At 57.0% G+C, this 24,475-nt stretch carries 22 protein-coding genes; 3 read left to right on the top strand and 19 right to left on the bottom strand.

All coding sequences use genetic code 11. From position 1 onward, the window contains the following. Positions 1-6 precede the first annotated feature (6 nt). On the bottom strand, positions 7-1,050 hold the full coding sequence (locus AC22LX_RS22255) for a GMP reductase (protein ID WP_045390025.1): 1,044 nt from the start codon (positions 1,048-1,050) through the stop codon (positions 7-9). 337 nt (positions 1,051-1,387) lie between these two features. Here AC22LX_RS22255 and coaE point away from each other — a divergent pair, with 337 nt between their 5' ends. Genes coaE through yacG form a run of 3 tightly spaced genes read left to right on the top strand, consistent with a single transcriptional unit; the run spans position 1,388 to position 2,955 of the window. Continuing rightward, positions 1,388-2,008: a dephospho-CoA kinase gene (gene coaE / locus AC22LX_RS22250; protein WP_045390022.1), complete on the top strand. Its 621-nt coding sequence runs from the start codon at positions 1,388-1,390 to the stop codon at positions 2,006-2,008. Next, positions 2,008-2,751 (top strand): cell division protein ZapD, encoded by a 744-nt coding sequence (gene zapD / locus AC22LX_RS22245; protein ID WP_032709885.1) that lies wholly within the window; start codon positions 2,008-2,010, stop codon positions 2,749-2,751. The genes coaE and zapD overlap by 1 nt, the downstream gene beginning before the upstream one ends. Before the next feature lie 9 nt (positions 2,752-2,760). Further along, positions 2,761-2,955, top strand: coding sequence for a DNA gyrase inhibitor YacG (yacG, locus tag AC22LX_RS22240; RefSeq protein ID WP_015368237.1), 195 nt, complete (start codon positions 2,761-2,763; stop codon positions 2,953-2,955). A 67-nt stretch (positions 2,956-3,022) separates the two neighbouring features. Here yacG and mutT read toward each other — a convergent pair whose 3' ends face one another. The 18 genes from mutT to rsmH form a co-directional block, all read right to left on the bottom strand. Continuing rightward, entirely contained in the window at positions 3,023-3,415 is a 393-nt protein-coding gene (gene mutT / locus AC22LX_RS22235; protein WP_045390019.1) for an 8-oxo-dGTP diphosphatase MutT, read from the bottom strand. Positions 3,416-3,475: 60 nt separating this feature from the next. Further along, positions 3,476-6,181 (bottom strand): preprotein translocase subunit SecA, encoded by a 2,706-nt coding sequence (gene secA / locus AC22LX_RS22230; protein WP_032709883.1) that lies wholly within the window; start codon positions 6,179-6,181, stop codon positions 3,476-3,478. A 60-nt stretch (positions 6,182-6,241) separates the two neighbouring features. Next, positions 6,242-6,739: a secA translation cis-regulator SecM gene (secM, locus tag AC22LX_RS22225; RefSeq protein ID WP_020079609.1), complete on the bottom strand. Its 498-nt coding sequence runs from the start codon at positions 6,737-6,739 to the stop codon at positions 6,242-6,244. A 322-nt stretch (positions 6,740-7,061) separates the two neighbouring features. Next, on the bottom strand, positions 7,062-7,979 hold the full coding sequence (gene lpxC, locus AC22LX_RS22220; RefSeq protein ID WP_015368241.1) for a UDP-3-O-acyl-N-acetylglucosamine deacetylase: 918 nt from the start codon (positions 7,977-7,979) through the stop codon (positions 7,062-7,064). Positions 7,980-8,079: 100 nt separating this feature from the next. Continuing rightward, complete coding sequence (gene ftsZ, locus AC22LX_RS22215; RefSeq protein ID WP_004857884.1) at positions 8,080-9,231, bottom strand: cell division protein FtsZ; 1,152 nt, start codon at positions 9,229-9,231, stop codon at positions 8,080-8,082. A gap of 62 nt (positions 9,232-9,293) precedes the next feature. Beyond that, complete coding sequence (ftsA, locus tag AC22LX_RS22210) at positions 9,294-10,556, bottom strand: cell division protein FtsA (protein WP_002888625.1); 1,263 nt, start codon at positions 10,554-10,556, stop codon at positions 9,294-9,296. Then, positions 10,553-11,386: a cell division protein FtsQ gene (gene ftsQ, locus AC22LX_RS22205; RefSeq protein WP_015368242.1), complete on the bottom strand. Its 834-nt coding sequence runs from the start codon at positions 11,384-11,386 to the stop codon at positions 10,553-10,555. The genes ftsA and ftsQ overlap by 4 nt, the downstream gene beginning before the upstream one ends. Before the next feature lies 1 nt (position 11,387). Further along, positions 11,388-12,308 (bottom strand): D-alanine--D-alanine ligase, encoded by a 921-nt coding sequence (locus AC22LX_RS22200; RefSeq protein WP_063447203.1) that lies wholly within the window; start codon positions 12,306-12,308, stop codon positions 11,388-11,390. After that, complete coding sequence (murC, locus tag AC22LX_RS22195; protein WP_020079611.1) at positions 12,301-13,776, bottom strand: UDP-N-acetylmuramate--L-alanine ligase; 1,476 nt, start codon at positions 13,774-13,776, stop codon at positions 12,301-12,303. The genes AC22LX_RS22200 and murC overlap by 8 nt, the downstream gene beginning before the upstream one ends. 47 nt (positions 13,777-13,823) lie before the next feature. Further along, complete coding sequence (gene murG / locus AC22LX_RS22190; protein WP_015368246.1) at positions 13,824-14,894, bottom strand: undecaprenyldiphospho-muramoylpentapeptide beta-N-acetylglucosaminyltransferase; 1,071 nt, start codon at positions 14,892-14,894, stop codon at positions 13,824-13,826. After that, the gene (gene ftsW / locus AC22LX_RS22185; protein WP_045390013.1) at positions 14,891-16,165 is read right to left on the bottom strand and encodes a cell division protein FtsW; all 1,275 of its coding nucleotides are present in this window, start codon (positions 16,163-16,165) and stop codon (positions 14,891-14,893) included. The genes murG and ftsW overlap by 4 nt, the downstream gene beginning before the upstream one ends. Continuing rightward, positions 16,165-17,481, bottom strand: a complete 1,317-nt coding sequence (gene murD, locus AC22LX_RS22180) for a UDP-N-acetylmuramoyl-L-alanine--D-glutamate ligase (RefSeq protein ID WP_049061086.1) — start codon at positions 17,479-17,481, stop codon at positions 16,165-16,167. The genes ftsW and murD overlap by 1 nt, the downstream gene beginning before the upstream one ends. Before the next feature lie 2 nt (positions 17,482-17,483). Further along, the gene (mraY, locus tag AC22LX_RS22175) at positions 17,484-18,566 is read right to left on the bottom strand and encodes a phospho-N-acetylmuramoyl-pentapeptide-transferase (protein WP_004204335.1); all 1,083 of its coding nucleotides are present in this window, start codon (positions 18,564-18,566) and stop codon (positions 17,484-17,486) included. Continuing rightward, positions 18,560-19,918: a UDP-N-acetylmuramoyl-tripeptide--D-alanyl-D-alanine ligase gene (murF, locus tag AC22LX_RS22170; RefSeq protein ID WP_045390007.1), complete on the bottom strand. Its 1,359-nt coding sequence runs from the start codon at positions 19,916-19,918 to the stop codon at positions 18,560-18,562. The genes mraY and murF overlap by 7 nt, the downstream gene beginning before the upstream one ends. Further along, on the bottom strand, positions 19,915-21,402 hold the full coding sequence (murE, locus tag AC22LX_RS22165) for a UDP-N-acetylmuramoyl-L-alanyl-D-glutamate--2,6-diaminopimelate ligase (protein WP_045376465.1): 1,488 nt from the start codon (positions 21,400-21,402) through the stop codon (positions 19,915-19,917). The genes murF and murE overlap by 4 nt, the downstream gene beginning before the upstream one ends. After that, complete coding sequence (locus AC22LX_RS22160) at positions 21,389-23,155, bottom strand: peptidoglycan glycosyltransferase FtsI (RefSeq protein WP_045390005.1); 1,767 nt, start codon at positions 23,153-23,155, stop codon at positions 21,389-21,391. The genes murE and AC22LX_RS22160 overlap by 14 nt, the downstream gene beginning before the upstream one ends. 15 nt (positions 23,156-23,170) lie before the next feature. Next, the gene (gene ftsL, locus AC22LX_RS22155) at positions 23,171-23,536 is read right to left on the bottom strand and encodes a cell division protein FtsL (protein ID WP_015704398.1); all 366 of its coding nucleotides are present in this window, start codon (positions 23,534-23,536) and stop codon (positions 23,171-23,173) included. Beyond that, positions 23,533-24,474, bottom strand: coding sequence for a 16S rRNA (cytosine(1402)-N(4))-methyltransferase RsmH (gene rsmH / locus AC22LX_RS22150; protein WP_015368254.1), 942 nt, complete (start codon positions 24,472-24,474; stop codon positions 23,533-23,535). Before rsmH ends, ftsL begins: the two co-directional genes overlap by 4 nt. Between the last annotated feature and the right edge of the window lies 1 nt (position 24,475).

Below are 24,475 nucleotides of genomic sequence, written 5' to 3'. Positions count from 1 at the left end.
TCGTCCTTACAGGCTGTTGAACACGCGGTTCTCTTGTTCCTGGACGCGGATAAAGGTTGTGCGTTTGGTCAGCTCTTTCAGGCGGGAAGCGCCGACATAGGTGCATGCTGAACGCAGGCCGCCGAGGATGTCGCGCGCGGTATTATCAACCGGGCCGCGCAGCGGCAGCTTAACGGTTTTGCCTTCCGCCGCGCGGTACTTCGCGACGCCGCCGACGTGGCGAGTCATCGCCGATTCAGAGCTCATACCGTAAAACAGCATGAATTTTTCGCCGTTCTCTTCAACCACGGTACCGCCGCTCTCTTCGTGGCCCGCCAGCATCCCGCCGAGCATCACGAAATCGGCGCCGCCGCCAAAAGCTTTCGCGACATCGCCCGGCATAGTGCAGCCGCCATCGCTGATGATCTGGCCGCCGAGACCGTGCGCGGCATCGGCGCATTCAATCACCGCAGACAGCTGCGGGTAGCCAACGCCGGTTTTCACGCGGGTAGTACAGACGGAGCCAGGGCCGATGCCGACTTTAACGATATCAGCGCCGGAAAGAATCAGTTCCTCACACATCTCACCGGTCACTACGTTGCCGGCAATAATGGTTTTTTGCGGCCAGGCGGCGCGGGCTTTCGCCACGAACTGAACAAAGTGCTCAGAGTAGCCGTTAGCCACGTCGATGCATACGAAATTCAGTTGAGGGTTCTGTGTCAGGATCTGCTGAGTTTTTTCAAAGTCCGCGTCAGAGGTGCCGGTGGAAACCATCACATGCTGCAGCACTTCTGCGGATTCGCTCTGCGCAAACGCCTGCCATTCTTCAACGCTGTAGTGCTTGTGCACGGCGGTCAGGATTCCAAAAGCGGACAGGGCTTTCGCCATGCTGAAGGTGCCGACGGTATCCATGTTAGCGGCGATAATCGGTACGCCGGACCAGGTCTGGCCTGAATGCTTAAAGGTGAATTCACGTTCCAGCTGAACATCAGAACGGCTTTTGAGGGTAGAGCGCTTCGGGCGGATAAGAACGTCTTTAAAACCTAGCTTCAGATCTTCTTCAATACGCATGTGCGAATTCCTGGGGTTAATTGCATTAATGTGAGAGCACAACTCCAGTGACGCTATCATACGCACGAATCATAGCCGCGCAAGACTGCGATTTTCACTTTTTTTACGCTACAATCGTTTAAATTTACCTGGTGAATAGCGAAAAACACGCTCGTGTGCTTTCCTTACCAGTGCATCATTTTTAACCAATTGATTTTCATATATAAAGAAAGTAACGATTCACATTATGGATACTTTTTCGATTTAGCAAAATCTCGATTAAGCTATCCCCGGCGCCTGACGGGCGTGATGAATCGCCAGGGTTTTGAACAATAATGTGACATCGGGATTGAAGTGTATGGGGTATACGGTAGCGTTAACAGGCGGCATCGGTAGCGGTAAAAGTACCGTTGCCGACGAATTTGCTCACCTGGGCGTAACCGTTATCGACGCCGATATTATTGCGCGCCAGGTTGTAGAACCCGGTACACCTGCCCTGCTCGCCATCGCCGAAAGATTTGGTCCACAGATGATCAACGACGATGGCTGCCTGAATCGCCGCCGCTTGCGCGAGCGTATTTTTGCTCATAGCGAGGACAAGGCCTGGCTTAACGCGCTGCTGCATCCGCTGATTCAGCAAGAAACGCGCCGTCAGATGCAGGCCTCAACCTCGCCTTATCTCCTCTGGGTCGTACCCTTGCTGGTCGAAAACCGCCTGACCGATAAAGCCGATCGCGTGCTGGTTGTCGATGTGCCGAAAGAGACGCAAATCGAGCGCACCATGCGCCGCGATGGGGTCAGTCGCGAACACGCTGAACATATTCTTGCCGCCCAGGCGACGCGCGAACAGCGTCTTGCCGCAGCGGATGATGTTATTGAAAACATGGGCTCCGCGGATGCCGTCGCATCCCACGTCGCCCGCCTGCATGAAAAGTATTTAATGCTGGCATCGCAGGCCGCCTCACAGGAAAAATCGTAATGCATACCCCTGTTCTCTTCGAACATCCGCTCAATGAGAAAATGCGCACCTGGCTGCGCATTGAATTTTTATTTCAGCAGCTCTCTTCTCGCCCCACCATCGCCAGTTACGCGGACGCCCTCCATTTTTTCCGCAATACCGGCGATCTCCTGGACGTGCTGGAACGCGGTGAAGTGCGTACCGATCTGCTGAAAGAGCTGGAGCGACAACAGCGGAAATTACAAACCTGGGCCGAAGTGCCCGGTGTCGACCAGCAGCGTATTGATGCTCTGCGTCAGCAGCTTAAACAGTCCGGCAGCACCTTGATTTCCGCTCCGCGCATTGGCCAGTTTCTTCGTGAAGATCGATTGATTGGCCTGGTGCGCCAGCGTCTGAGCATCCCCGGCGGCTGTTGCGGCTTTGATTTACCAACGCTACATATCTGGCTGCATATGCCGCAGGAATATCGTGATGAGCAGGTGGCGAGATGGTTAGCGAGCCTGACGCCGCTGATGCAGTCGCTGGAGTTGATCCTTGATTTGATTCGTAACTCTGCGCCTTTCCGTAAGCAAACCAGCCTCAATGGCTTTTATCAGGATAACGGCGACGATGCCGATCTGCTGCGCCTGCGCCTGGATCTCGCAAGCCAGCTGTATCCGCAAATTTCCGGCCATAAAAGCCGCTTCGCTATCCGTTTCCTGCCGCTGGACAGCGAGCATGGCATCGTGCCGGAACGCTTTGATTTTGAACTGGCTTGTTGCTAAGGAGATACTATGTCAGAAGAGACTATCGTTAACTGCCCAACCTGCGGTAAAAACGTCGTCTGGAGCGAACAAAGCCCGTTTCGCCCGTTTTGCTCGAAGCGTTGCCAGCTTATCGATCTTGGCGAGTGGGCGGCGGAAGAGAAACGTATACCCAGTTCCGGCGACTTGTCTGATAGCGATGACTGGAGCGAGCCGCAGCAGTAACCTTCCCTATCGCTAATCCGGGACGATCCGGATTAGCATTTCAGGCCGGCGCCGGGTTGCACGGCGCTCAGGCAAGCGTAATAAGTTTATTGATAATCGGCTCGTTCGCCGGCGGAAATGCCTGCGGATCCAGCGCCTGCTGCGCCATCCACTGCCCCGGTTGCCCTTCTTTGCCCCACGGCTCGCCTTGCCAGTTTTCCACCAGGAAGAACCATAGCGTGATATGGCGGTCAGGGAACTGATAATCCAGTTTGTCGAACAACGTGGACGTCGTCACCGTAATCCCGACCTCTTCCTGCAGTTCACGTACCAGCGCCTGTTCCGGCGTCTCACCTGATTCTATTTTGCCGCCGGGGAATTCCAGTTTATTAGCCATATGCGCGTCTGCGGCACGCTGGGTAATAAAAATTTCGCCTTGCGGATTGCGAATTATCCCGACGGCGATTTGCAGTTTTTTCATTAAATCAGCTCCATAAAAAAGGCGCAGAAATCTGCGCCCTGGTTTGCTTTTTATCAGCCCTTAGCTCAGACGGCCGTGGCACTGTTTATATTTTTTACCGGAACCGCACGGGCACGGATCGTTGCGCCCAACTTTACGGTCGCCGGTCTGTTCCGCCAGCGAAGCGGCAGCCAGAGTATCGTCATCCTGGTGGCTCAGCTGCTGCATCTGCGCGAGACGCTCTGCCTCTTCGCGACGTTGCTGTTCCATCTCTTCGACTTCTTCCGGCATCCGCACCTGTACCTTGCTCAGGGTGCTGATGACTTCATACTTCAGCGATTCGAGCATGGCTGCGAACATTGAGAAGGATTCGCGCTTGTACTCCTGCTTCGGATCTTTCTGCGCATAGCCGCGCAGATGAATACCCTGGCGCAGGTAGTCCATCGCCGCCAGGTGCTCTTTCCACAGGGAATCCAGCGTTTGCAGCATGACGCCTTTCTCGAAGTGACGCATCATTTCGGCGCCGACCACTTCTTCTTTACGCTGGTAGGTTTCTACCGCGCTCTGCAGAATACGTTCGCGCAGGGTCTCTTCGTGCAGCTCCGGCTCTTTATCCAGCCACTCTTTGATTGGCAGATCAAGGTCGAAGTCGTTTTTCAGACGTTCCTGCAGGCCTTCGATATCCCACATCTCTTCCAGCGACTGCGGCGGAATGTGCGCATCGATAGTGGCTTTGAAGACATCTTCGCGGATGCTGTTGATGGTTTCGCTCACGTCGGAGATATCCAGCAGCTCGTTACGCTGGGTGTAAATAGCGCGACGCTGATCGTTGGCGACGTCATCATATTCCAGCAGCTGTTTACGGATATCGAAGTTGCGGCTTTCCACTTTACGCTGAGCGTTGGCAATCGCTTTGGTCACCCACGGGTGCTCGATAGCTTCGCCCGGCTTCATCCCCAGTTTACGCATCATGCCGGATACGCGATCGGAGGCGAAGATACGCATCAGGGCATCTTCCATCGACAGGTAGAAGCGGGAAGAACCGGCATCACCCTGACGGCCAGCACGGCCACGCAGCTGGTTATCGATACGGCGGGATTCATGACGCTCGGTACCAATGATGTGCAGACCGCCTGCGGCCAGTACCGCATCGTGGCGCACCTGCCAGTCAGCTTTGATTTTTTCAATCTGCTCCGGCGTTGGATTTTCCAGCGCGGCGACTTCTGCCTGCCAGCTACCGCCGAGCATAATATCGGTACCACGACCCGCCATGTTGGTAGCGATGGTGACCGCAGCCGGATAACCCGCCTGGGCGACGATATCCGCTTCGCTGGCGTGGAACTTGGCGTTCAGGACGTTGTGCTTGATGCCGGCTTTCGTCAGTTCGCGGGAAACCACTTCAGATTTTTCGATTGAGATAGTACCGACCAGCACCGGCTGACCGGCGGCGGTACGATCTTTAATATCTTCGATAATCGCCTGAATTTTTTCCGCTTCGGTCATATAGACCAGATCCGCCATATCCTTACGGATCATCGGACGGTTAGTCGGGACGACAACGGTATCCAGTTTATAGATTGAGCTGAATTCAAAGGCTTCGGTATCCGCGGTACCGGTCATCCCCGCCAGCTTCTCGTACAGACGGAAGTAGTTCTGGAAGGTGATGGATGCCAGAGTCTGGTTCTCGTTCTGGATCTCCACGCCTTCTTTGGCTTCTACCGCCTGGTGCAGGCCATCGGACCAGCGACGCCCCTGCATCGTACGGCCGGTGTGTTCATCGACGATGATGACTTCGCCATCTTTCACGATGTAGTCAACGTCGCGGGTAAACAGCGCGTGGGCGCGCAGCGCGGCGGTAACATGGTGCATCAGCATAATGTTGGTCGGAGAATACAGCGATTCGCCTTCCTCCATGATGCCTTCCTGCACCAGCAGCTCTTCGATCAGTACCAGACCGCGTTCGGTCAGGTTAACCTGGCGAGCTTTCTCATCCACGGAGAAGTGGCCTTCACCGGTAAAGGTGTCGGAGTCTTCCTTTTCCTGGCGGATCAGGTGCGGAATAATTTTGTTCACCTTGCGATACATTTCGGAGCTGTCTTCAGCCGGGCCGGAAATGATAAGCGGGGTACGCGCTTCGTCGATCAGGATGGAGTCCACCTCATCCACCAGCGCATAGTGCAGTTTACGCTGTACGCGCTCTTCCGGACTGAACGCCATGTTATCGCGCAGATAATCGAAGCCGTATTCGTTGTTGGTACCGTAGGTGATGTCGGCCGCGTAGGCTTCACGCTTCGCCGGCGCAGGCAGGCCGGACATATTGATGCCCACGCTCATACCGAGGAATTCGAACAGCGGACGGTTGTTTTCGGCGTCACGCTGCGCCAGATAGTCGTTGACGGTAACGACGTGAACGCCTTTACCGGTCAGCGCGTTAAGGTAGGCAGGCAGGGTCGCGGTCAGGGTTTTACCTTCACCAGTACGCATTTCCGCGATGCAGCGGTCGTTCAATACCATACCGCCCAGCAGCTGCACGTCGAAGTGACGCATACCGAAGACGCGTTTACTCGCTTCGCGCACCACGGCAAAAGCTTCCGGGATCAGGCTTTCCAGGCTTTCGCCTTTCTCCAGACGCGCGCGGAATTCTCCGGTTTTGGCTTTCAGCTCATCATCAGAGAGCTTTTCCATCGCCGGTTCCATACCGTTGATGATATTGACGACTTTGCGCATACGACGCAGCGTACGGTCGTTACGGCTACCGAACACCTTAGTTAACATTTTAATTAGCATAATAAAATCTCAAACGCCCCGCTGTGCGGAGTAAAAAAATAGGATGGTCCGTGTTTATTTTCAGCTGAGACGTTGAGGCCCTGCGCGGATCCCCGCTACCTGGCTTATCCAGGCGCTGACGCGGAAGACAGAATAAGAGGAAGGGATATAAGCTGCCTGGCGGATAACCACCGGCGGTCTGCTGTCCTGGGTCAGCAGCGCGCTGAGCGTATCGAGCAGGGCCAGATGCTGAGCCTGAAGCGGCGACGATTCTTCCGCCACCGGCAAAGCCTGCGGCGCCATCGCGAACGACAGATGGCGAATAACGGTGCGAATCGCATGCTGATGCCAGTAATCGACGGTAAAGTTCGGCCGACGGTTGGCCTCCAGCAGCGCCAGCTGGGAGAAGTTAACTTTATTCGGGTTATGGTTGCTGGCCGTGGCTTTCGCCGGCGTAGTGGTTTCGTGGCTGTTGTTAAGCGCAGGCAGGCCGAGGCTAGCCGCGACCATCCCCAACAGGAGATGCGGCCAAAAATACCGTCTGCCAAACTGTCGCCAACGCGTCAGCAATCCACTCACTTTCTTTACCTTTAGTTGGTATTCCTGCGTCCTTTCAGGCGGTCCATTTTATTGGCGGTCTTCGCAGTACAGCCTGAAATCGACAGGATAAAGCAACCCAGAGAAAAATTTTGCGCCCAAATACTAACATTAATACCGCGCCGAGACAGCAGGAATGAACGCTAATGCTGCGGTAAAACGCTTAATAAAGCAGCGAACGCGCACAGGTTATTGCCAGCGAAACGCAGTGAAAAGCGGTTTGGGGAGGCTAAAAAGAAAAACGACTGGTTCCCTGGACGGAGAGAGTACCAGGTTACCAGTCGAATTTACTGAATGGTCAGGCTTACGCCAGAACCATTGACGGTGCGCGGAATGCCAGCGGCAGTTTTGCGTCGTCTTCGAAGGTCACATACTCCCAGGCTTCCTGTTTTGCCAGAACAGCCTGCAGCAGTTTGTTATTTAACGCGTGACCGGATTTGAACGCCGTGAATGCGCCGATAATGTTGTGACCACACATAAACAGGTCACCGATCGCATCCAGCATTTTGTGGCGTACAAACTCATCTTCAAAGCGCAGACCGTCTTCGTTCAGTACGCGATAATCGTCAACAACGATGGCACAATCGAAGCTGCCGCCCAGGCACAGACCACGGGACTGCAGATATTCGATATCACGCATGAAACCGAAAGTACGAGCACGGCTAATCTGACGCATGAACGCATCGGCCGAGAAGTTCAGCGCATAGCGTTGGGTGCTGGAGTCAATCGCCGGATGGTTAAAGTCGATGGTAAAGTCCAACGAAAAACCATTGTACGGCTTAAACTCAGCCCATTTGTCGCCATCTTCAACGCGAACCGTCTCTTTGATACGCACAAATTTCTTGGCGCTGTTCAGTTCATCGATGCCGGCATCCAGCAACAGATAAACGAACGGAGCGGCGCTACCGTCCATAATCGGGATTTCCGGCGCATCGACTTCAACAATAATGTTGTCGATGCCCAGGCCAGCCAGTGCAGCATTTAAGTGCTCGACTGTAGAAATCCGCACGTCATGCTCGTTCACCAGGCAAGTACAGAGCATGGTATCACGCACAGATTTGGCATCAGCCGGAAAATCAACCGGTGGATTCAAGTCGGTGCGACGATAGATGACCCCGGTATTTGCCGGCGCAGGGCGTAAAGTCAGCGTGACTTTCTTGCCGGTATGCAAACCGACACCAGTCGCCTGAACAATACGTTTAAGAGTCCTTTGTTTGATCATCGTATAATCTCGCCAAGTTACCTATCCAACCGAAGTGTACTATACATTCGGCAGGGCAGTTTAGCACAAAGAGCGCAGATGCCCAACTTCCAGCCAATTCTTAATCGGCTTGCTTACGCAGGAAAGCTGGAATATCCAGATAATCCGGCTCTTTCGCGGTTTGCGGCGTATTGTCGTTCACCACTTTCGCGACCGGTTTCTGCTCTTGAGTTAATGGAGCCATACCGTGCTGCTGGTAGCGATCCATTACCGGCTGCTGTACCTGTTTGTTGGTCACCAGGGTAATTTCCGGACGCTTGTCCATACCGATACCGGTGGCAACAACGGTTACACGCAGTTCATCGTTCATATCCGGGTCCAGAGAGGTACCGATAACCACGGTCGCGTTATCCGAAGCAAAGGCGCGGATAGTGTTACCGACGGTCTCGAACTCATCCAGACGCAGGTCGAAGCCAGCGGTGATGTTGACCAGTACGCCACGCGCGCCGGACAGATCGATATCTTCCAGCAGCGGAGAAGAGATAGCCATTTCAGCCGCTTCTTCCGCACGGTCTTCACCGCTCGCCACGCCGGAGCCCATCATTGCGTAGCCCATTTCCGACATCACGGTACGAACGTCCGCGAAGTCGACGTTCATCAGACCCGGACGGGTAATCAGTTCGGCAATACCCTGCACCGCGCCTTTCAGTACGTCGTTTGCCGCGCCGAAAGCGTCGAGCAGAGAGATACCGCGACCCAGTACTTTCAGCAGCTTGTCGTTCGGGATGGTGATCAGTGAGTCAACGTGCTTGGACAGCTCGGTGATCCCCTGCTCAGCAAACGCCATGCGCTTCTTGCCTTCGAAATTAAATGGCTTAGTGACGACCGCAACGGTCAGGATACCCAGATCCTTCGCCACTTCCGCGACCACTGGCGCCGCACCGGTACCGGTACCGCCGCCCATACCCGCCGCGATAAAGACCATGTCCGCGCCATCAAGCGCAGCGCGCAGCGCTTCACGGTCTTCGTCAGCCGCATTGCGGCCAACTTCCGGGTTCGCGCCTGCACCCAGACCTTTGGTAATACCGCTACCGATCTGGATAGTCTGGCCAACAGCCGTTTTACGCAGCGCCTGCGCATCGGTGTTCACCGCGAAGAATTCAACACCCTCAATGCGCTCGCGCACCATGTGTTCAACGGCATTACCGCCGCCGCCACCGACGCCGATGACTTTAATCACCGCGTCGTTGGTCAGTTCCATAGGTTCAAACATAGTTTCTCTCCGTCTTGTGCCTGTCGCCTGAGAACGCTAATTGTCTGCGTTCTCTTAAAAAATTAAAACTCTTTTCGCAGCCAGCTGTTGAGTCGCTTAATCCACGAGCCCACTGACGCCGTCACGCGTTTTTCGACTTCTGCTTCACCACTGAGATGTGACTCTTTTCCGTAGTGCAGCAGCCCAACCGCCGTCGAATAATACGGCTCCTGAGCGTAATCCGTTAAACCGGTAATGTTCAGCGGCGCGCCAATGCGTACCTGCGTATGGAACACGCGCTGCGCGCAGGCCGCCAGGCCTTCGATTTGCGCGGCGCCGCCGGTTAAAACAATCCCCGCCGCCAGATGGTGTTTGACCCCTTGCTGACGGAGCTGTTCCTGCAGCTGCAGGATTTCTTCGTTAACCAGATTGAGCAGTTCGGTATAACGCGGTTCAATCACCTCTGCCAGCGTCTGACGCTGCAGGCTGCGCGGCGGACGTCCGCCCACGCTCGGTACTTCCACGTTTTCGTCTTTACCGACGATTGAACCTAATGCGCAACCGTGACGAACCTTGATGGCTTCGGCGTCGCTCGGCGGCGTACCGAAGGCATAGGCGATATCGCTGGTCACCACGTTGCCCGCGTAGGGGATCACTTTGGTGTGACGCAGCGCGCCGCCGGTATACACGGCGATATCCATTGTACCACCGCCGATGTCCACGACGCAGACACCCAGCTCACGTTCGTCTTCCGTTAATACGGAATAACTGGCCGCTAAACCGGCGAAAATAAGTTGGTCAACTTTCAAACCACAACGTTCAACCGCTTTAACAATGTTTTTCGCCATATCGTTATGGCAGGTAATCAGATGTACCTTCGCCTGCATACGCACGCCGGATAACCCTACCGGGTTTTTAATACCTTCCTGGTAGTCGATGGCGTATTCCTGCGGGATGACGTGCAGTACGCGATGTTCGTCGCGTACGCGTACCGATTTCGCGGTATGAACGACGTTTTCCACGTCATCCTGCGTCACCTCTTCTTCGGAGATAGGCACCATGCCAATCTCATTTTGACAGCTAATATGCTTACCTGAAAGCGCCAGATACACTGATGAGATCTGGCAATCGGCCATTAGTTCAGCCTGGTCGATAGCGCGCTGTACGCATTTCACTACCGACTCGAGGTCATTCACCCCGCCTTTATCCATGCCGCGCGATGGGCAACTGCCCACGCCAATGATATTAATCATACCGTCGGGCAGAACTTCCCCTACTAAAGCGGCAACCTTCGCGGTGCCAATCTCCAGTCCAACTACCAGTTTTCTGTCCGTCGCCTTGATCATCGTTGTTCTGCCTGTGCCTGATTCTGTTGTTGATTATTTTCCTCTACGGGAGCAGGTACCCAACCTACCGCCGCACCCGAGTCATAGCGCAAATCAACGTAGCTTATCCGTTTGCCGTCGGTCTGTGCCTGCTGCTGAAGAACCGGGTAGAGTTCCATAAAGCGCTGAAGCCGTTTCATGGTGTCGCCGCGGCCAAGGTTGAGCTTAATATCGTTATTAAGCGTCAACTGCCAGGAGCGACGCGCGGTCATTGCCGCTACTTTCAACGTGAACTTATTCTTTGCCAGCACCTGTCCCATGTCGCGGTATCCCTGCAGCACTTCATTTTCGCTGCCTTCCGGGCCGTATAACATCGGTAAGTTCTGTTTGCTGGTACGATCCGCCGGCACGCTGAAAGAATTTCCTTCGACGTCTACCATATGTTGATCATTCCAGCGCGCAATCGGCACATATTCAACCAGATGAATCTTCAATTCATCGGGCCATTGTTTTCTTACGCTCGCCTGTTTAATCCACGGCAGGCGCTCAATTTGACTCTGGATGATATTGACGTCCTGAGTCATAAAAGTGCCCGGCGAGCCCAACGCCAGAATAGCCTGACGGATATCATCGTTACGCGTGTAGTGACGTTCGCCGGTGACGACCATTTTCGACAACGGCAGACGCTGCGCATCTTCCATCCATCCAAGAACCATCCATCCGCTGACCAACACGGTACACAACACCGCCAGCAGGAAAACGATCCCTGCCAGCCGGGTTCCATTATTCCGACGCGAAGAAGCAATCGACTCTTCTTCCTGGTTCCGCGTATTCAGCGCCGCCTGCGACATATCACCCCGCCAGGTCCAGAATTCGTACAACAAGTTGCGAGAAGCTCATCCCCGCCTGGCGGGCCGCCATCGGCACCAGACTATGGCTGGTCATCCCCGGTGAGGTGTTCGCTTCCAGCAGATAAAACTGGCCATCGCTGTCCAGCATCACGTCAATACGTCCCCATCCATTGCAACCCAGAACATTCCAGGCTTTAAGCACCAGGCTCTGGATTTCTGTCTCGCGGGCAGGTTCCTCAAAACCAGGGCAGAAATATTGCGTCTCATCAGAGAGATACTTCGCCTCATAATCATAGAAGGTTCCAGCCGCCTGGATACGAATTGACGGTAAAATTTCTTCACCGACGATAGCGACGGTAAATTCCGGGCCACTAAGCCATTTCTCAATCAGAACTTCATCATCATGCTGAAAAGCCAGCGCCAATGCATCCTGCATTGCACAACTTTCGCTAACTTTCGACATGCCGACGCTGGACCCTTCGCGGCTCGGCTTGATGATAACCGGCAGCCCCAGCGCCGCAATCTGCTCACTAACGCCAGCAGAAAGTCCTGCGTTGAACTGGGCGCGGGTCAATGCAACCCACGGCGCGACCGGTAATCCCGCCCCCTGCCACAGTAATTTGCTGCGCAGTTTATCCATCGAAATGGCGGAAGCCATTACGCCACTACCGGTGTACGGCAGTTGAATGAGCTCAAGAAGGCCTTGCAGCGTGCCATCTTCGCCGCCGCGCCCGTGCAGGGCAATAAACGCTTTCTGAAAGCCCATGTTTTTTAGCTGGGTGATATCAACGTCGCGCGGATCGACCGGGTGGGCATCCACCCCGCCTTCACGCAGCCCGGCCAACACCGCCGCGCCTGAATTCAGCGAGACTTCACGTTCAGCGGAGGTTCCGCCGAAGAGAACCGCGATTTTATCAGCCATGGCGGTCCTCCTCCGTTTTTTGCGGTACCAGTTTGATTTCAGCCAGGTGACGTGCGATTTTTCCTATGTTGCCGGCGCCCTGCACCAGCACCAGATCGTCGCCGGTCAATACCGACGCCAGCATCTCCGCGGCCTGCGCCGGATCGGAAACCAGAATCGGGTCAACTTTGCCGCGACCGCGGATCGTACGGCACAGCGAGCGGCTATCGGCGCCTGGGATCGGCGCTTCGCCCGCCGGATACACATCCAGCATCAGCAGCGCATCGACCTGGGTCAGCACGTTGGCGAAATCATCGTACAGATCGCGAGTACGGGTATAACGGTGCGGCTGGAATACCATCACCAGATTTTTATCCGGCCAGCCGGCACGCGCCGCTTTGATAGTGGCGTCGACTTCCGTCGGGTGATGACCGTAATCGTCGATCAGCATCGCGCTACCGCTCTTGCCGTTGACTTCCGCCAGCGGATATTCGCCAAGGAAGTCGAAGCGGCGGCCGGTGCCCTGGAAACTTTCTAAGGCTCGCAGAATCGCCTCGTCTTCAATGCCCTCTTCCGTCGCGACGGCAACGGCCGCGGCAGCGTTAAGCGCATTGTGGCGACCCGGCGCGTTCAGCGTCACCTGCATGACCTCTTTGTCCTGGCGTACCAGGCGGAAATGGCCCTGCGCGCCGACCTGACGATACTCTTCAATGCGTACGTCGGCGTCATCGCTAAAACCATAGGTGGTGATTTGGCGGCCGACGCGCGGCAGCAGTTCACGAATCACCGGGTCATCCACGCACATCACCGCGCGCCCGTAGAACGGCAGGTTGTGCAGGAAGTTAATAAAGGTCTGCTTCAGGTTCTCGAAGTCGCCATGATAGGTATCCATATGGTCAGCTTCGATGTTGGTCACAATGGCGACCATCGGCTGCAGATGCAGGAACGACGCATCGCTCTCGTCCGCTTCCGCAATCAGATAGCGGCTATGGCCAAGACGGGCATGCACGCCCGCCGCCTTCACCAGCCCGCCGTTGACGAAGGTCGGATCGAGGCCGGCCTCGGCGTAAATGCTGGATACCATCGCGGTGGTGGTGGTTTTGCCGTGAGTACCGGCAATCGCAATCCCGTGACGGAAACGCATGAGTTCCGCCAGCATTTCCGCGCGGCGGATCACCGGAATGCGCGCTTCGTGCGCGGCGACGATTTCCGGGTTATCCGCGGAGATCGCGCTGGACACCACGACAACGCTGGCATCGCGCACGTTCTCCGGGCGATGGTTGAAATAAATGGTGGCGCCAAGCTGCGACAGCTGCTGAGTCACCGGATTCGGCGCAAGATCGGAGCCGCTAATCTGGTAGCCTTCATTCGCCAACACTTCGGCAATACCGCCCATACCGGCACCGCCGATGCCGACAAAGTGAATGTGCCGGACGCGACGCATCTCGGGCACTATGGAACGCAGTTTTGCCAAATCTTGTGTATTCATTCTTTACGCCATCAACTTCTTTATTCGGGCGGTGAAAATCACCGCGATTAGCGCGCCAAAGCTACGGCGCTGACCTCTTCCGCTACCCGCTCGGTAGCATCCGGAATCGAAGCGCCACGCGCTCGTTCCGCCATATCCATCAGGGTTTCCCGATCCCAACCGGCCAGAGTGGCCGCCACGGCATCCGCCGTGAACTCGGGTTGTTCGAGAATTTTCGCCGCGCCGGCTTTTTCCAGCGGCAGCGCATTCCAGTACTGCTGACGATCTTTGTGCTGGAACGGGACGAACAATGCCGGTAAACCTGCGGCAGCGATTTCGCTGACCGTCAGCGCGCCGGAACGACAAACAACCACATCGGCCCACGCATAGGCTGCCGCCATATCATCAATAAACTCAGTCACTTTATGCTGTGGCTGACCGGCGGCGGCGTACGCCTGGCGCACGGTATCCATGCCGCCTTTCCCGCTCTGATGCCAGATGGTCACCGCATCGCCGAGCTTCGCGGCCACCTGCGGCATAGTCTGGTTCAGCACGCGCGCGCCCTGAGAGCCGCCGACCACCAGCACGCGAATCGGCCCCTGCCGCCCCACCAGACGCTGTCCCGGCAGCGGTAGCGCGAGAACGTCAGTACGCACCGGATTCCCCACGACATCTGCGTGCGGGAAGGCGCCGGGAAACGCCTGCATCACTTTCTTCGCAATCTTCGCCAGCCATTTATTGGTCAGGCCGGCAATCCCGTTTTGTTCATGCAGCACCACAGGGATCCCGAGCGACCATGCCGCCAGACCGCCAGGCCCGGAAACATAACCGCCCATGCCCAGCACCACATCCGGCTGGAAACGCTTCATGATCGCCCGCGCCTGTCGCCAGGCGTTGAAGATCCGCACCGGCGCTAACAGTTGCGCTTTTAACCCTTTGCCGCGCAGGCCGGAGATGCGAATAAAATCGATATCAATGCCGTGTTTCGGCACTAAATCCGCTTCCATACGATCGGCGGTGCCGAGCCAGCGAACCTGCCAGCCCTGGTCCATTAAATGGTGCGCGACCGCCAGCCCCGGGAACACATGTCCGCCAGTGCCGCCCGCCATCACCATTAACCGCTTTTCCTGACCGCTCATCGAACACCCCGTGTAAACGCCTGCGCTTTCTCGAGGCGCGTTTCATAATCTATTCGCAATAAAAACATAATGGCCGTCGACATAATCAGCAGACTGGAGCCACCATAACTAATCAACGGCAGGGTCAGACCTTTGGTCGGCAGCATCCCCGCCGCCGCTCCGACGTTAACCAACGCCTGGAAGCTAAACCACACGCCGATAGCACAGGCCAAAAAGCCGGAGAAGCGGTGGTCAATCTCCAGCGCTTTGCGGCCAATCGACATGGCGCGAAAGGCGACGAAGAATACCATTAAAAGCGCGAGTACCACACCGATATAACCGAGTTCTTCGCCGATAATGGCGAAGATAAAGTCGGTGTGCGCTTCCGGCAAATACTCCAGTTTCTGCACCGAGTTGCCGAGGCCCTGCCCCCACATCTCGCCGCGGCCAAAGGCCATCAGCGATTGGGTCAGCTGATAGCCGCTGCCAAACGGGTCTTCCCACGGGTTCCAGAAGGAGGTGACGCGGCGAATACGATACGGTTCGGCGAGGATCAGCAGCACCACCGCCGAGATCCCCATGCCGATAATAGCGATGAACTGCCAGAGTTTCGCGCCGGCCAGGAACAGCATCGCCAGCGTGGTCACGAACAGTACGACTACCGTACCGAGGTCAGGCTGCGCCAGCAGCAAAATCGCCAGTACGAAAATCACGCCCATCGGTTTTAAGAAGCCGCGCAGGTTGTTACGCACCTCATCCGCTTTACGCACCAGATAGTTGGCGATGTAGCAGAACAGCGATAGCTTGGTAAACTCCGCTGGCTGAATGCGCAGCGGCCCGAGCGCGATCCAACGCGAGGCGCCGTTAACCGAGCTCCCCACCACCAGTACGATCAGCAGCATCACAATCGAGGCGATCAGCATCGCGGTACTGTGGCGCTGCCAGAACTCCATCGGCAGACGGAGCGTAATCATCGCCAGCGCGAAGGCCAGCACAATATACAAACCATCACGCTTAGCAAACAGGAACGGATCGTTCGCCAGGCGCTGTCCGACCGGCATCGAGGCCGAGGTCACCATGATAAAACCGATAGCCGCCAGGCCGAAGGTCAGCCACAGCAGCATCCGGTCATACATGACCAGGCTATCGTTATCTTTCGGGCGCGAGCCCATCACCCAACCTTTCAGCGCGGCGAACAGCCAGGCGAAAATAAACATCCCCGGCAGTCGCGGCAGCTTCAACCGGGGCAGGCCCAGCTGTGGCATTCTCAGGCGTGGGAGAGAGAAACGCATCAACCTAACTCCTTCGCCAGACGGGTAAAGACATCACCCCGTTGTTCAAAGTTTTTAAACTGGTCCAGGCTCGCGCAGGCCGGCGACAGTAAAACCATATCGCCTGATTTAACCTGCGAAGCGATCTGCCGCATCGCCTGTTCCATGGTTTCGGTTTGTACCGCGATTTCCGGACGCAGCGCCGCCAGTTGAGCGCCGTCGCGGCCGAAGCAGTACAGACGAACGTTATCGCCGCCAAGATAGCGTTTCAGCGGCGTGAAGTCGGCGGATTTACCGTCGCCGCCCAACAGCAGATACAGCGTACCGTCGAGATGCAGGCCGTTCAGCGCCGCCTCGGTACTGCCGACGTTGGTCGCCTTGGAGTCATTGATCCAACGCACGCCGTTATGCTCCAGCGCCAGCTGGAAGCGGTGCGCCAGGCCGGTGAAGGTAGTCAGCGCCTTCAGGCTACTGGCGCGCGGCAAGCCCGCGGCATCCGCCAGCGCCAGCGCCGCCAGGGCATTGCTGTAGTTGTGCTGGCCGCTAATGGTCATTTCTTTCACGTTCAGCACTTTCTCACCCTTCACCCGCAGCCAGGTTTCGCCCTGCTGGCGGTTAAGGTGATAGTCGCCAACATCGACGCCGAAGCTGACGCAGCGTTCGTCAGCGCCGCGTACCGGCATGGTCAGCGCGTCATCGGCATTCACCACGCAGGTTTTAGCATTTTCATAGACCCGCAGTTTCGCCGCGCGGTACTGCTGCAGCCCCAGCGGATAGCGGTCCATATGATCCTCAGTCACGTTGAGGATGGTGGCCGCGACGGCTTTCAGGCTGGAGGTCGTCTCCAGCTGGAAGCTGGAAAGTTCAAGCACGTACAGTTCGCGCGCCGGATCCAGCAGCATCAGCGCCGGCAGGCCGATATTGCCGCCAACGCCGACATTCACGCCCGCCGCCTTCGCCATCTCGCCCACCAGGGTAGTAACAGTGCTTTTTCCGTTAGAGCCGGTAATGGCGATAATCGGCGCCTGCGCCTCGCGGCAAAACAGCTCGATATCGCCGACGATTTCCACGCCGGCATCCGCCGCCGCGCTCAGTGAAGGGTGCGCCAGAGCAATCCCCGGGCTTGCGACAATCAGATCCGCCGCCAGCAGCCAGTCGTCGTTAAGGCCGCCCACGTGGCGCTCAACGGCTTCCGGCAGCTTATCAAGCCCGGCAGGGGCGACGCGGGTATCCATCACGCGCGGAATTACGCCGCGCGCCATGAAAAAGTCCACGCATGACAGGCCGGTCATGCCCAGCCCAATAATGACGACTTTTTTACCCTGATAATCTGCCATGATTAACGTACCTTCAGCGTCGCCAGGCCAATCAGCACCAGCATCAGCGAAATAATCCAGAAGCGCACGATAACGCGTGGTTCCGGCCAGCCTTTCAGTTCATAGTGGTGGTGAATCGGCGCCATACGGAAGATGCGCTGGCCGCGCAGCTTGAACGAGCCGACCTGCAGGATCACCGACAAGGTTTCCACGACGAAAACGCCGCCCATAATCACCAGCAGGAACTCCTGACGCAGCAGTACGGCGATAATGCCCAGCGCGCCGCCGAGCGCCAGTGAACCGACGTCGCCCATAAAGACCTGCGCCGGGTAGGTGTTGAACCACAAGAAGCCCAGGCCCGCGCCGACAATCGCCGTGCAGACGATAACCAGCTCGCCGGCGTGACGCAGATAAGGAATATGCAGGTAGTTGGCGAAGTTCATGTTACCGGTGGCCCACGCTACCAGCGCAAAGCCGGCGGCGACGAAGACGGTAGGCATAATCGCCAGGCCGTCGAGGCCGTCGGTGAGGTTGACCGCATTGCCGGTACCGACGATAACGAAGTAAGCCAGCAGGATGTAGAACAGTCCCAGCTGCGGCATCACATCTTTAAAGAACGGCACTACCAGCTCGGTCGCCGGGGTGTCTTTCCCCGCCAGATACAGCGCGAACGCCACGCCCAGCGCGATTACCGACATCCAGAAATACTTCCAGCGGGCAATCAGGCCCTTGGTGTCTTTACGCACGACTTTACGGTAATCATCGACAAACCCGATGATGCCGTAGCCGATTAATACCGTCAGCACGCACCAGACGTATGGATTTGACGGATAAGCCCACAGCAGGACGGAAACGGTAATCGCGGTGAGGATCATAATCCCGCCCATGGTCGGGGTCCCGCGTTTGCTGAAGTGGGACTCCGGGCCGTCGTTACGAACGACCTGACCGAAGGACAGTTTTTGCAGACGGGCGATCATACGCGGGCCCATCCACAACGAGATGAACAGCGCGGTCAGCAGGCTGACGATGGCGCGAAACGTCAGATAGGAAAAGACGTTAAAGCCGGAATAATATTTGACCAGATGTTCGGCCAGCCATACTAACATGTCGCAATCTCCTGTAATGCGCGTACTACCTCTTCCATAGCGGCACTACGTGAACCCTTCACTAAAATGGTCATGATTTTATGCTCTGCCAGCAGCTCGCGCAGGCGAGCTACCACGGCGGCTTTATCGTTAAAATGTTCGCCCACGCCGCTGGCGCTGCTGATATCCGCGCTCAGTGAACCGACGCTGAGCACGCAATCCAGGCCCGCCGCTTTCGCCGCTTCGCCCACTTCGCGATGACAGGCCGCGCTTTCCGCGCCGAGTTCAGCCATATCGCCGACCACCATCGCCCGGAAGCCCGGCATTTCCGCCAGCACCTGTACCGCGGCGGTCATCGAACCGACGTTGGCGTTGTAGGAGTCATCCAGCAGCAGCTGGTTTTCCGCCAGTTGGATCGGGAACAGACGTCCCGGCACCGCTTGCAGCTGCGCCAGCCCAGCTTTCACCGCGGCCAGATCGGCGCCTACCGCCATCGCCAGAGAAGTTGCCGCCAGCGCGTTAGCGATGTTATGGCGCCCCGGCAGCGGCAGCAGTACGTCGACGTTGCCGAACGGGGTCTGCAGCGTAAATTCGGTGCCATGACTGGTGATATGAACATTGGTCGCCGTGAAGTCGCTGTTCGCCGCGTTCGGCGAGAAGCGCCACACTTTGCGATCGCCAATCACGCTCTGCCAGTTCAGCCAGTCGTTATTGTCGGCATTCAAAATCGCGATGCCGTTTTGCGGCAGGCCGGTGAAGATTTCGCCCTTGGCTTTTGCCACGCCCGCCAGCGAGCCGAAGCCTTCGAGGTGCGCGGCGGCGAGGTTGTTGACCAGCGCCGCTTCCGGACGCGTCAGGCTGACGGTCCAGGCGATTTCGCCCTGGTGGTTGGCGCCAAGTTCAATCACCGCATACTGGTGATCTTTGTTCAGACGCAGCAGCGTCATCGGTACCCCGATATCGTTATTCAGGTTACCGGCGGTATACAGCGTATTACCGCACTGGCTGAGGATCGCCGCGGTCATCTCTTTGACCGAGGTCTTACCGGACGAACCGGTGAGCGCCACCACGCGGGTCGGCACCTGCTGACGCACCCAGGCCGCTAACTCGCCAAAAGCCAGGCGGGTATCTTTCACTACGACCTGCGGTAAATCGCAGGCCAGTTGGCGGCTAACCAGCAGCGCGCCAGCGCCCGCCGCTTTCGCTTGTTCGGCAAAATCATGCGCGTCGAAACGTTCGCCTTTCAGCGCCACAAACAGGCAACCCGCCGTGACTTTGCGGGTATCGGACGTCACGTCATCGATAGCGATATCGCTACCCTGCAGTTCGCCGCGGGTGATATCGGCGAGCTGGCTTAATGTAAAGCGAATCATGCTACCGCTCCCAGCAGACGCGCGACGGTAACGCGGTCGGAGTAATCCAGACGGCGGTTGCCGACTATCTGATAGTCTTCGTGGCCTTTGCCCGCGACCAGCACAACGTCGTTCGCTTTCGCCTGCATCACCGCGCTGGTCACCGCTTCCGCGCGGCCTTCCATCACCTTCACCTGCCCGGCATCAAGCATGCCGGCCAGAATGTCGTTAATAATCGCCCGCGGCTCTTCGGTACGCGGGTTATCGTCGGTAACGACCACGATATCGGCAAACTCTTCCGCGATAGCGCCCATCAGCGGGCGTTTGCCCTTGTCGCGGTCGCCGCCGCAGCCGAAGACGCACCACAGCTTGCCGCTACAGTGCAGACGCGCGGCCTGCAGCGCCTTTTCCAGCGCGTCAGGCGTATGGGCGTAATCGACCACCACGGTCGGTTTGCCCGGCGCGCTGAACACTTCCATGCGGCCGCACACCGGCTGTAAACGCGAAGAGGTTTTCAACAGGTCCGCCAGCGGATAGCCCAGCGCCAGCAGCGTCGCCAACGCCAGCAGCAGGTTGCTGACGTTAAAAGCGCCCATCAGGCGGCTTTCGATTTCGCCCTTGCCCCAGCTCGAGTCAAACTGAATGGTCGCGCCGCTGTCGTGATAGTTGACCGCGGTCGCCTTCAGCCAGCGGCCGTGGCAGTTCGGATTGATATGATCTTCCATCGACACCGCCACCGCATCCGGCAGTTTCGCCAGCCAGCGACGCCCCACTTCATCGTCAGCGTTGACGATGGCCTGGCCGCAATGGTGGGTGGAATAGAGCAGCCATTTCGCCGCTTCGTAATGTTCCATGTCGCCATGGTAGTCGAGGTGGTCACGGCTCAGGTTGGTAAACACCGAGGCGGCAAACTGCAGCGCCGCCACGCGGTGCTGAACCAGCCCGTGAGAAGAGACTTCCATCGCGCCGAAAGTCGCCCCCTGCCCTACCAGACCGGAAAGCACGTGCTGAACATCAACCGCAGAGCCGGTGGTGTTTTCGGTTGGCACCACTTTATCCAGCAGGCCGTTACCGACGGTACCCATCACCGCGCTGGTTTCGCCGAGCAGTTTCGCCCACTGCGCAAGCAGTTGAGTCGTGGTGGTTTTACCGTTAGTACCGGTGACGCCCACCAGGCGCATCTGCTGCGAAGGTTGATGATAAAAACGCCCGGCCAGCGCGGATAACCGCTCGTTCAGTTGGCTAAGGTAGATGACCGGCACGCCGTGCATCTCGCGAACTTCGCCGTCTGCGGCCTCGCCCTGCGCCTCAGCAATAATGGCAGCAACACCTTGCGCTATCGCCTGCGGGATATAACGACGCCCGTCCGCCTGATGACCCTGTACCGCGACAAAGAGGTCGCCGGACGCCGCCACGCGGCTGTCCAGCGTCATCTCTCGCAGAATTCGCTCCGGCGCATTTGGCACCCACGGAGCGAGAAGGTCGCGCAAATTACGATCTGCCACCTGTTCCCTCGCCTTGATTAATCACAAATTCACTTTTTTCGCCCGTTGCCAGCGCATCCGGTTCGATGTTCATGGTGCGCAGTACGCCGCCCATGATGGCACCGAATACCGGCGCGGAAACGGCGCCACCGTAGTATTTACCTGCCTGCGGGTCGTTGATCACCACCACCAGCGCGAAACGCGGGTGGCTGGCGGGTGCAACGCCTGCGGTGTAAGCAATATATTTGTTGATGTAGCGGCCATCCGGCCCCACTTTTTTCGCCGTACCGGTTTTAATGGCGATGCGATAGCCTTTAATCGCCGCTTTCACGCCGCCGCCGCCGGGAAGCGCTACGCTTTCCATCATGTGAACGACGGTACGAACGAGCGAGTCCGGGAACACGCGCTCGCCCGGAACCGGTGGATCAACTTTGGTAATCGACAGCGGGCGATAGATGCCATAGCTGCCAATCGTTGCGTAGACTCGCGCTAACTGTAACGGAGTTACCATTAGCCCGTAGCCGAAAGAAAAGGTGGCCCTCTCTATGTCAGACCACCGTTGTTTTTGAGGATATAAGCCACTGCGTTCTCCGACCAACCCCAAATTGGTCGCCTTTCCAAGCCCAAAACGTGAGTAAGTATCTACTAACGCTGAGGACGGCATCGCTAACGCCAGCTTAGAAACGCCGACGTTACTCGACTTCTGTAGCACCCCGGTCAGGGTCAATTCGCTGTAGCGCGCCACGTCTTTGATTTCGTGGCCGTTAATTCGATATGGAATGGTATTCAGCACGGTATTTTCATTGACGATGCCGCGCTGCAGCGCCGTCATCACCACCATCGGCTTCACCGTTGAACCCGGTTCAAATACGTCGGTGATGGCGCGGTTACGCATGGTATCTTTGGAGGTACCCGCGAAATTATTTGGGTTGTACGACGGGCTATTCGCCATCGCCAGCACTTCACCGGTGTTGACGTCAACCAAAACGGCGGTGCCTGATTCCGCTTTGTTGAACGCCACCGCATTATTCAGTTCGCGATATACCAGCGCCTGCAGGCGCTCGTCGATGCTCAACGCGAGGTTATGCGCCGCCTGGCTGTCGGTGGAAGAAATGTCTTCAATCACGCGGCCATAGCGGTCTTTACGCACGATACGTTCGCCCGGCTGACCGGTCAGCCATTTATCAAAGCTTTTCTCAACCCCTTCAATCCCCTGGCTATCGACGTTGGTGAAGCCAATGAGGTGAGCGGTTACTTCGCCTGACGGATAATAACGGCGAGACTCCTCGCGCAGATGGATCCCCGGCAGCTTCAGTTTTCTGATGTAGTCGGCCATGTCAGGGTTCACCTGACGCGCCAGATAGATAAAACGCATCCGCGGGTTGCTGTTGATGCGCGATGCCAGCTGATCCAGCGGCATATTCAGCGCATCGGCTAGCGCTTTCCAGCGGTTATCGAGCGTCACACCGCCCGCATCATGCAGCTCTTTCGGGTCGGCCCAAATCGCTTTTACCGGAACGCTGACCGCCAGCGGGCGGCCGGAGCGGTCGGTAATCATGCCGCGCGCGGTGGAGACTTCCTGTACGCGCAGGGAACGCATATCCCCCTGACGCACCAGCATGTCCGGGCTGACAACCTGCAGCCACGCGACGCGGCCAAGCAGGAAGGCGAGAGCGATTAAAATACATCCGCACAGCAACGCAAAACGCCAACTGATAAAGTTGGCCTGTTCTTCCTGACGTTTTGCTTTTGGCGTTTTCGGCGCTGCTTTCATGCGTCGCAATAATCCTTATTTCTGTACCACTATATTTTCTTGTGATGGATCAACGTGTTGCATCTGCAACTTCTCTGTCGCGATCCGTTCAACCCGACTGTGATCGCCAAGGGCGTTCTCTTCGAGGATCAGGTTGCGCCATTCAATATCCAGAGCGTCACGCTCCAGAACTAATTGTTCACGCTGCGCGGTTAACAGACGGGTATGGTGCGCCGTCGTCACCACGGTCACTGCCGTTATGATGATGCAAATGAACAGGCAGAGTGGCAGCTTCCCAAACCGCAGAAGATCGTCCCCGATGACGCCAGGCAAGGCATGGCGCTCGTTGCTTCCTAACGATCCTTTAACTTTGCTTAAGGCTACTGTCACTCTGCCGATCATGCGTTCGTCCTCTCTGCGATACGCAGCACTGAACTACGGGCGCGTGGATTCTCTGCCACCTCTTCTTCGCCCGGCATCAACTTGCCTAGTGCTCGCAACTGACGGCCGCCCAGTTTCCTGAGCTGCTCTTCAGTCATCGGGATCCCTGCTGGAACCTGCGGACCGCGGCTTTGCTCACGCATAAAGCGCTTCACAATGCGGTCTTCCAGCGAATGGAAACTGATAATCGACAGCCGACCACCGGGGGCCAGCACGCCGAGCGAGCTTTTTAGCGCCTGCTCTATCTCCTCCAGTTCACTGTTCACCCAGATGCGCACCGCCTGGAAGGTACGGGTCGCGGGATGTTTGTGCTTATCTTTCACCGGCGTTGCCGCCGCGATAACTTCCGCCAGCTCTTTGGTACGGGTCATCGGCTCAATGCGGTTACGCTCAACGATCGCGCGCGCGATACGTTTACCGAAACGCTCCTCGCCAAAGGTTTTGATGACCCAGGCGATATCGGCTTCTTCGGCAGTCTGTAACCATTCGGCGGCGGACTGACCGCGAGTCGGATCCATGCGCATGTCCAGCGGACCATCGCGCATAAAGGAGAACCCGCGTTCCGCGTCGTCCAGCTGCGGTGAAGAAACGCCAAGATCGAGAAGAATACCGTCGATCTTGCCGGTAAGATTGCGCTCGGCGACGTAGTCAGCCAGCTGCGAGAAAGGACCATGTACGATGGAAAAGCGTGGGTCATCGATGGTTTGCGCAACGGCAATAGCCGTCGGGTCGCGATCGATTGCCAGCAGGCGCCCTTCCGCCCCCAGTTGGGAGAGGATCAGACGCGAGTGACCACCGCGGCCAAAGGTTCCATCAATGTAGATACCATTTGGACGAATATTCAGGCCGTTAACGGCTTCATCCAGAAGTACCGTAGTGTGTTTAAAATTTTCCATCATT

The sequence above is a fragment of the Klebsiella sp. PK01 genome (assembly GCF_057624675.1).
The sequence above is the reverse complement of the archived record's forward strand: the minus strand, read 5'-3'. Positions and strand labels throughout refer to the sequence as shown.

Excerpts from the sequence above, each read along its gene's own strand:
- AC22LX_RS22255 (WP_045390025.1), bottom strand. The coding sequence starts at position 1,050 with ATGCGTATTGAAGAAGATCTGAAGCTAGGTTTTAAAGACGTTCTTATC.
- ftsZ (WP_004857884.1), bottom strand. The coding sequence starts at position 9,231 with ATGTTTGAACCTATGGAACTGACCAACGACGCGGTGATTAAAGTCATC.
- murF (WP_045390007.1), bottom strand. The coding sequence starts at position 19,918 with ATGATTCGCTTTACATTAAGCCAGCTCGCCGATATCACCCGCGGCGAA.
- murG (WP_015368246.1), bottom strand. The coding sequence starts at position 14,894 with ATGAGCGGTCAGGAAAAGCGGTTAATGGTGATGGCGGGCGGCACTGGC.
- murD (WP_049061086.1), bottom strand. The coding sequence starts at position 17,481 with ATGGCAGATTATCAGGGTAAAAAAGTCGTCATTATTGGGCTGGGCATG.
- ftsA (WP_002888625.1), bottom strand. The coding sequence starts at position 10,556 with ATGATCAAGGCGACGGACAGAAAACTGGTAGTTGGACTGGAGATTGGC.
- yacG (WP_015368237.1), top strand. The coding sequence starts at position 2,761 with ATGTCAGAAGAGACTATCGTTAACTGCCCAACCTGCGGTAAAAACGTC.
- ftsW (WP_045390013.1), bottom strand. The coding sequence starts at position 16,165 with ATGCGTTTCTCTCTCCCACGCCTGAGAATGCCACAGCTGGGCCTGCCC.
- mutT (WP_045390019.1), bottom strand. The coding sequence starts at position 3,415 with ATGAAAAAACTGCAAATCGCCGTCGGGATAATTCGCAATCCGCAAGGC.
- ftsL (WP_015704398.1), bottom strand. The coding sequence starts at position 23,536 with ATGATCGGCAGAGTGACAGTAGCCTTAAGCAAAGTTAAAGGATCGTTA.
- mraY (WP_004204335.1), bottom strand. The coding sequence starts at position 18,566 with ATGTTAGTATGGCTGGCCGAACATCTGGTCAAATATTATTCCGGCTTT.
- lpxC (WP_015368241.1), bottom strand. The coding sequence starts at position 7,979 with ATGATCAAACAAAGGACTCTTAAACGTATTGTTCAGGCGACTGGTGTC.
- AC22LX_RS22160 (WP_045390005.1), bottom strand. The coding sequence starts at position 23,155 with ATGAAAGCAGCGCCGAAAACGCCAAAAGCAAAACGTCAGGAAGAACAG.
- ftsQ (WP_015368242.1), bottom strand. The coding sequence starts at position 11,386 with ATGTCGCAGGCGGCGCTGAATACGCGGAACCAGGAAGAAGAGTCGATT.
- secA (WP_032709883.1), bottom strand. The coding sequence starts at position 6,181 with ATGCTAATTAAAATGTTAACTAAGGTGTTCGGTAGCCGTAACGACCGT.
- AC22LX_RS22200 (WP_063447203.1), bottom strand. The coding sequence starts at position 12,308 with ATGGCTGATAAAATCGCGGTTCTCTTCGGCGGAACCTCCGCTGAACGT.
- zapD (WP_032709885.1), top strand. The coding sequence starts at position 2,008 with ATGCATACCCCTGTTCTCTTCGAACATCCGCTCAATGAGAAAATGCGC.
- coaE (WP_045390022.1), top strand. The coding sequence starts at position 1,388 with ATGGGGTATACGGTAGCGTTAACAGGCGGCATCGGTAGCGGTAAAAGT.
- rsmH (WP_015368254.1), bottom strand. The coding sequence starts at position 24,474 with ATGATGGAAAATTTTAAACACACTACGGTACTTCTGGATGAAGCCGTT.
- murC (WP_020079611.1), bottom strand. The coding sequence starts at position 13,776 with ATGAATACACAAGATTTGGCAAAACTGCGTTCCATAGTGCCCGAGATG.